The organism is Methylobacterium sp. J-076 (assembly GCF_022829405.1).
Lineage (GTDB): Bacteria > Pseudomonadota > Alphaproteobacteria > Rhizobiales > Beijerinckiaceae > Methylobacterium.
On the sequence record NZ_JAKSXW010000140.1, the window covers coordinates 82,184 to 89,382 of the forward strand.

At 61.3% G+C, this 7,199-nt stretch carries 8 protein-coding genes; all 8 read left to right on the plus strand.

Annotation, left to right across the window (positions count from 1 at the left end):
- The first annotated feature begins 225 nt into the window (after positions 1-225).
- The 8 genes from MKK53_RS18665 to MKK53_RS25740 all read left to right on the plus strand — a co-directional run bounded on the left by MKK53_RS18665 (position 226) and on the right by MKK53_RS25740 (position 7,088).
- Complete coding sequence (locus MKK53_RS18665) at positions 226-1,692, plus strand: tyrosine-type recombinase/integrase (protein ID WP_243930203.1); 1,467 nt, start codon at positions 226-228, stop codon at positions 1,690-1,692.
- Between the two features lie 849 nt (positions 1,693-2,541).
- Complete coding sequence (locus MKK53_RS18670) at positions 2,542-2,742, plus strand: helix-turn-helix domain-containing protein (protein WP_243930204.1); 201 nt, start codon at positions 2,542-2,544, stop codon at positions 2,740-2,742.
- 3 nt (positions 2,743-2,745) lie between these two features.
- Positions 2,746-2,955: a hypothetical protein gene (locus MKK53_RS18675; protein ID WP_243930205.1), complete on the plus strand. Its 210-nt coding sequence runs from the start codon at positions 2,746-2,748 to the stop codon at positions 2,953-2,955.
- Between the two features lie 23 nt (positions 2,956-2,978).
- Entirely contained in the window at positions 2,979-3,182 is a 204-nt protein-coding gene (locus MKK53_RS18680) for a PC4/YdbC family ssDNA-binding protein (protein WP_243930206.1), read from the plus strand.
- Positions 3,176-5,887, plus strand: coding sequence for a DUF927 domain-containing protein (locus MKK53_RS18685; RefSeq protein ID WP_243930207.1), 2,712 nt, complete (start codon positions 3,176-3,178; stop codon positions 5,885-5,887). The genes MKK53_RS18680 and MKK53_RS18685 overlap by 7 nt, the downstream gene beginning before the upstream one ends.
- Positions 5,877-6,296, plus strand: a complete 420-nt coding sequence (locus MKK53_RS18690) for a hypothetical protein (protein WP_243930208.1) — start codon at positions 5,877-5,879, stop codon at positions 6,294-6,296. Before MKK53_RS18685 ends, MKK53_RS18690 begins: the two co-directional genes overlap by 11 nt.
- A gap of 58 nt (positions 6,297-6,354) precedes the next feature.
- The gene (locus MKK53_RS18695) at positions 6,355-6,669 is read left to right on the plus strand and encodes a hypothetical protein (protein WP_243930209.1); all 315 of its coding nucleotides are present in this window, start codon (positions 6,355-6,357) and stop codon (positions 6,667-6,669) included.
- A gap of 200 nt (positions 6,670-6,869) precedes the next feature.
- Positions 6,870-7,088, plus strand: coding sequence for a ribbon-helix-helix protein, CopG family (locus MKK53_RS25740; RefSeq protein ID WP_409564363.1), 219 nt, complete (start codon positions 6,870-6,872; stop codon positions 7,086-7,088).
- The last annotated feature ends 111 nt before the right edge of the window (positions 7,089-7,199 follow it).

Genomic DNA, 7,199 nt, shown 5'->3' on the forward strand with positions numbered 1-7,199 from the left:
TGCTGTGATTGTTCGGTGCGGATGTTCTTTTATCTGCCGATTTTGTTTGATGAAGCGGTGGATCGATCATGCATGACTGAAGTGTGACATCAAGGGCGAAAAGAGTTCTTTCGCCCCGGCAGCGCGGGCCAAACTTTGCACGTTCTCGGGCGGAGGATAGCGGCTGAATGCAGCGGGCGGACGGCTCCCGCTGCGGAAGGAATCACCGTCTGCGGTGCAGCGACGATGGGCGCCGGCCAGACCGGGCATCCGGCCGGGAGTGCCGCGCTCGAAGGTCTGGGGATCGGGGATGTGGTGCGGACGGCGGGACTCGAACCCGCACGGCCTTGCGGCCGCAAGATTTTAAGTCTGCCGGATCTTGGAACACCGGCATGCCTGGAAATGCACCCATGTGCACAAACCGCTGATTTTCATGCGGTTTCTTTGTCGGGGCTTGCATCCTGTGTCGGCAAATTGCAGCTTCGGTGCCGACATGGTGCCGACGCGGAGGCCATGTCGGCACCCTGCGAGGCTGGCGAGATGGCGAGGATAACGAAGCGGTTCGTCGATGCTCTCGGCGACGAGGACGCCGGTCGCATCCATCGTGACGACGAGCTTCATGGCTTTGCAGTCCGCCGGAATGCTGACGGGTCGCGAACCTACCTCGTTGAATACCGCGCCGGCCGAGGGCGATCTTATCCGACACGACGAATTTCTCTCGGCCGACACGGTGCGCTTACGCCGGACGAAGCTCGCCGAAATGCGAAGCAGATCCTGGCGCGGGTCGCGGGCGGCGAGGATCCGGCTGCGAGTCGGGCTCAGCACCGTCGGGAACCCACTGTCCGCGATGCCCTAATCACCGCTCTTGATCAGCACTGGCGACCCAAGCGGCGCGCGAGCACCGCGAAGGTGTTCGAGGAGATGATCAACCGGACGCTGATTCCGCAATTCGGCGCCGTCCGCCTAAGCGACCTAAGCAGAGCCGAAATTCGTCGGTGGCATGCTCAGCAGCAGCATCGGCCCCGAGCCGCCAATCACGAACTAGCCGTCTTGCGTAAGGCGCTTTCCCTCGCGGTGTCGGACGAACTGATCTCCGACAATCCAGCGCGTGGCATTCCGCTTCACCATGAGGAAGAGCGCGACCGCGTGCCGACCGACGCGGAGTTGAGTGAGATCTGGAAGCAGTTATCTGCGCCTGGGCTCCGGCCGGAGGCGGCGACGCTGATCAAGCTCTTGATTGTCACCGGCTGCCGCGTTGGAGAGTGGCAGAACGCGCGCTGGTCGGATGTTGATCTGAAGGCTGCTCTTTTGAGCCTCCGGGCGCTCACAACAAAAGCCGGGGCGAGGCACGTCCACCTGTCGGGGCTAGCGGTCGAAATCCTCACCGCCCTCCCCCGTCGATCCGATTTCATTCTCTGCAACGACGTCGGGAACGGCCCCATCACAAAGGACGTCATCCGCCGGACCTGGGAAGGCGTCCGCGAACGTGTGGGCGCCCCTGATCTACGCCTGCATGATCTGCGGCACGGCTTTGCTACTCGCGGCGCAGCACTTGGAGCCAATGCCCTGATTCTGAGGGACGCCCTCGGTCACAAGACGCTCGCGATGACGGGACGGTATGTGTCTCGGCAGAATGAGCCAGTGCGTTTGCTGTTGGAGCAGATCAGTCATGAGCTTACCGCGCTGCTCATTTATAGCGGAACAAAGACGTGATCTCCGATAGGGATACCGTTTCTCATCACGAAGACATTACAGTCGATGTGCTTGCCGCTGTAGCTATTATTCAGCTGGGCGTTTCAAGATCCCCAGACGATAATTTGATAATTGAGGTTGCTGTCGATCATTCTGACGATAGGCATAGGCATGTAACTGAATTGCTCCGTGGCTTGAACCGAGTGGAATTGCGCGAGAGTATTTTAGTACGACTAAGCTCGCTTATCCATTTGTCATGTGAATGGGCGTGGCACTATCGACAGAGCAGTAAAACTAGCATTACTAGAACAAAAACAGGCTGGAAGGTTCGTTCGCATATCCGAAGTTCATCATCTGGCCGAGATCTCAGAAGGCTTGCTGAAGTAAGTCGAGGGAATGACGCGGTGGCAATCGCAAAGGCAATTGTCGATCTGAGCCCACATACATTTGCCGAACTTCGACAGGCAGCAAACGAAATCGGCATCAAATTCGTGGGCCCTGCGTCTCTGTTGTGTGGTGAGTGCACCTCAAGAGCATCGTCTCTCGCACTTAAAAATCTCAATTCCGGAAGACCTCGGTTGAGAGAGATGGATAGAGCCGCCCGTGCAGTGAAGCTCGCGTATCAGACCCTCACTGGTAAGACCGGTTCGGGTCGCGGCACTGTATCAAGTGCGTCCGATGAAGCTGGCAGGCCGACCGGGGAGCTTCACAGTCTGCTGCTTCGCGTCGGGGAATTGTACGGGATCAAACTTGTGACCCCGGCGTCCGACGACCGCTTGCGGAGCCGATGAAATCGGGGGTTTTCCCCATGTTTGGATAAGATGCGACAAGGCCGAACATGCGGGGGCATCTCAAAGGGAGCCCCTGCAAATGTCTGCAAAGAGCGTGGAAGAGGCCGCACAGTATCTACGGGTGAGTCAGTCGTTTCTCAATCAATCTCGCATCCGTGGCGACGGTCCTGTCTTCTACAAAATTGGTCGTCGCGTTGTTTACGAGACCGCAGATCTGGACCTCTGGAAAGAGACCCGTCGGCGGCGCTCGACCTCCGAATATAGCCAGGAGGCCGCTTAGCATATGGCCAAACAGAATGAAGGCCGCGCGGCTCTGGCAAGCCGGCGGCCCTCGGAATGTCTTTCTCGGCAGAACGACATCACTGAGGTAGCACTTTCGCCCCTCGAAATCCAGACCGCGCGCCTTCGCGCCAAGTACGATTTCAGCCCCAGCCTTGCCGCCGTCGTTGCGGCTCACGCCTTTGTTGTGGCGGATCGTTGGGGGCGCGCATGACTGTCCCTACTCTGATCGCGTCGGTGGCGAAGAACAATCAGGAGGAGGTCAGGGTCAGCCTGACCACTTCCCACGGTGTGGATCTCATCGACGTTCGTACCTTCACGCGGCCGGTTGGATCGCGCGGTGAAATGGTACCGACGAAGCGCGGCATCTGCCTCTGCCGCGACCGACTTCCCGCTCTCATCACTGCACTCATTCAAGCACAGGAGGGCGGCGCATGCTGAGCCTCGACGGTATCGCCCGCGCCACGGGTGGCGAAGTCAGTGGCGACAAGGTGCGCGCGCCGGGACCGGGTCATTCGCCAGCAGATAGGTCGCTTGGCATTTGGATCACGGCAACGGGTGATGACATCCGCGTCGATTCAAAGGCCGGCGACGACCCTATCCAGTGCAAGGACTATGTGCGTCAAAGGATTGGTCTGCCGGGTTGGGAGCCCGACACGGCAAAAGCAGACGGCAGCATCAAGCGGATGTCGGCACGGGCGCGCGGCTGTCGCCTCGGCAATGCGAAGGCGGAGCCGGTAGCGACGAATGACGACACAGCCGAGTCCATCGTCATGCCGATCCCAGAGGACAAGCAGCGGGGACACTTCCGGTCGCCGAAGCTCGGCGCCCCGGCGGCGGTATATACCTATCGCAACGATGAGGGTCGCGACCTCGGCTACATCGCCCGGTTCGAGACGGCCGAGGGCAAGGTATTCCTGCCGACGACGCTTTGGCAGTCCAAAGATGGGTTGGCTTGGCGCAATAAGTCCTGGCCGAAGCCGCGCCCACTCTATGGCCTCGACCGACTTGCCGAACGGCCCACCGCATCGGTGATTGTGTGCGAAGGCGAGAAGTCGGCCGAAGCCGCGCAGCGGGTGTTTCCGAATTCGGTGGTGATCACCAGTCCCGGCGGGTCGAAGGCGGCGAAGTCAGCCGATTGGACGCCCCTAGCCGGCCGCCCGGTGATGATCTGGCCGGACTGTGACCCTGCTGGCCTTACCTATGCCCTCGATGTGCAGCGTGAGCTTGCAGCGGTCGGCGCTGGCACCGTCACGGTGATTGATGCCATGCGCGTCGCTGCCCTGATGCCCAATAGCCAGGGTCGTCGTCCGCCCGAAGGATGGGACGCCGCCGACGGTCTCGACGTAGATGGATGGGAGCCGGTGGCGCTCGCTTCTGTAGTGTTGCAGCACGTCGAGCGCGCCGAGCCAGCACCGAGCTACCGGTCGTTCGATCCGTTCACAATGAGCTCGGACGGGCTCACCATAGAGGTAACCCGAGGCAAGGGGGAGAACGCCACCGTTGAGGAGGTGTGGTGCTCCGCCCCGTTCGAGGTCATTGGGCGGGCCCGAGATCCCCATGGTTTCGGGTGGGCACGCTGGTTGCGCTGGCGCGATCCCGATCAGCGTGTTCACGAGTACGCGGTGACAGATGCCGCCCTGCACGGCGACCTCGGCGCACTCGCCGCCGATCTCGCATCGCGCGGACTGATCGTGTCGCGAAGGGGACGGAACTACCTCGGCGATTACCTGAACAGCGTGAAGGTAAAAGCCCGAGTCACCACCGTCGGCCGGACGGGTTGGCATTTGATCAATGAGCAACGGGTGTTCGTGCTGCCGGATGCGGTAATCGGCCAGCCCGAGGCCGAGACGGTTATCCTGACGGGGGCGACGGCGGCACCCTACAGCCGTCGCGGCACCCTACAGGATTGGCGCGAAGGCGTCGGCGGCCTCAGCGCTGGCCATGGGCGCCTCGTCCTTGCGATCTCTACGGCATTCGCCGGCCCTCTGGTCGATCTCGTCGGCGGTGAAGGCGGTGGCCTCAATTACTACGGCCAGTCGTCACGGGGTAAAACGACCTGCCTGAAAGCTGCTGCCTCCGTCTGGGGGCGTGGCGCATCCGACCCTGGTTTCGTTCGTTCCTGGCGAGCGACAGCCAACGCGCAAGAGGCGACCGCTGCCATCGTCACCGACACCCTGTTGTGCCTTGATGAGATCGGTGTGGCGGAAGGGCGCGACGCGGCGGCGGCGGTCTATCAGTTGGCTTCGGGCGTCGGGAAAGGCCGCTCGGCTCGGGACGGCTCAATGCGGGCACCGATGACGTGGCGGGTGCTGACGCTATCAACCGGCGAACTGCCGATGGCGGCGAAAATCGCCGAGGACAAGCAACGCAAGGCTTACGCGGGTCAGGCGGTGCGACTGCTCGACGTACCGGCCGACGCCGGGCGGGGCTTTGGAGTGTTTGACGGGCCTGGGCCCGATGGCGATGCCGCCCGGCTCGCCGAGGCCCTGCAAAAGGCTTCGCTCTCTGCTTACGGCGAGGCTGGACCCAGCTTCGTTCGTGCTTTGATGGATACAGGGCTGGAGGATGCCCGGCGAATCGTCTCCGATATCGTTGAGGGCTTCGTCGCTGAGCATGCGCCTGCGGACGCGGATGGACAGATCCGTCGTGCTGCGGCTCGACTCGGCCTCATTGCTGCTGCTGGCGAGTTAGCAATCGAGTTCGGCATCGTTCCTTGGGCCGAAGGCGAGGCAGAAACTGCGGCGGCGAGGGCGCTGACCGACTGGATTGCTTCGCGCGGCGGCACTGAGCCTGCAGAGGTACGAGAGGCTATCGCCCAAGTCCGCCGATTTTTTGAGGCGCATGGTGAGGCCCGGTTCGAGCCCACCGACGAAACGGAGGGGAGGCCCGTCTTGAACCGTGCGGGCTGGCGGCGCGGACATGGAAGCAGCCGTGTCTGGCTCGTGTTGCCGGAAATGTGGAAGTCGGAAGTCTGTGCCGGCATCGATCCCACCGCCACGGCGAAGATCCTGGCCGAGCGCGGCATGCTGAAGCGCGATCCGAACAATCGCCTTCAGCGATCAGAACGCACCCCCGGCGGCACGACGCTGCGGGTCTACGTCATGACCTCGGCGGTGTTTGATGGAGGGGCCGATGCGTCCTGATTTACGCCTCCGACTCCGGGAAATCGCGAAGTCCATCTCTACTGCGGAAAAACGCGTGACATGTGTGACACGCGTGACGGGCGCCGATGGCCACGCACTGTCACACGTCGGTGTCACACATTCTGCGAGCCAAAAAGCCGAACAAAATCAATCTGTCACACATGTCACGCGTGTCACGCCTGCAAAAATGGAGGTCGGGGTTTCCTGTCACGCGTCATCACGTGTGACGGAGGTGGTGACAGCCCGCGTGATGACGTGTGACGCTGAATTCGCCGACTGGATTGCTCACTTCGAAGAGCGCGCGGCGATCCGAGAATTTGAGGGTGGATTCGACCGCGCCGAGGCCGAGCGTCTGGCCTTAAGTGAGACGATCTCTGCGCTTGGGCCGCAGCCCGGCACCATTCACTGAAACATGCCGCCCCGGATCGCCGCGCTGATCAACAATATTACTGAGATAAGGGATCAAAATGAACAACGTTTTCGACTTTCCTGCCAAGCCTTTCAAGCTATCAGACTCCACCGTGGTTTCTCGATGGGAAGAGATCTGCTGCTACGGTGAGGTCGGCCCGATCCGTGTGACCCTCGCCCGTCGCCTCGATGCGATGCCCGATCTCATTCACGTCGTCGTTCTCGGATCGTCTTGTTGGGTCGGTGTCGCCCCCGTTGCATCAATGCCGGACAACGCGAATGGCCGCGCCGTTGCAGACATCACCGGCGCGGCCGTGGTGCGAGCTATCGAACATGCTGAGGTTGAGTTCGCCGCCGAACGGACGACGTGTTAAGCGGCCAACAAAATCAAGTCAGTAATGCGACAGAACAACGCATAGCGTACATAACAAAACACATCAGTGAACTACAGTGCATAACGGTATATGACCATGCACCCGTAGGCATGTTGATCTGATGAAATAACTACTATTGCCGTTGATGTTTGGGCGCCCCATCGTAATGGCCACGCAAATGCAACGTCGTGGCCCCAACGATGACCCTACCTCTTAGAAGAGATGCGCTGCTGAAGCTGAAGGTCGAGTCCGATCTCGCCCGAGCCGTCGAGGCTACGGCTCGCCAGCGCGGCCAGACCACTTCCGAGTTTGTTCGACAGGGCGTTCGCGCTCACCTCGCTCGTCACGGTGTTCGGCTCAGCCCTGATGACGGCCCCCGCACGCCGCCGGCCTCTCCCGCCCTCGCTCGCGCAGCTTGAGGGAGGGCGGCATGCATCACGTCAACATCCGCTACAACAACCACGACGGTAACGTTGCACCGTTCGTCGCTATCGGCCGCAGCCGTCCTGATCTCGTGCAGCAGGCTCCGC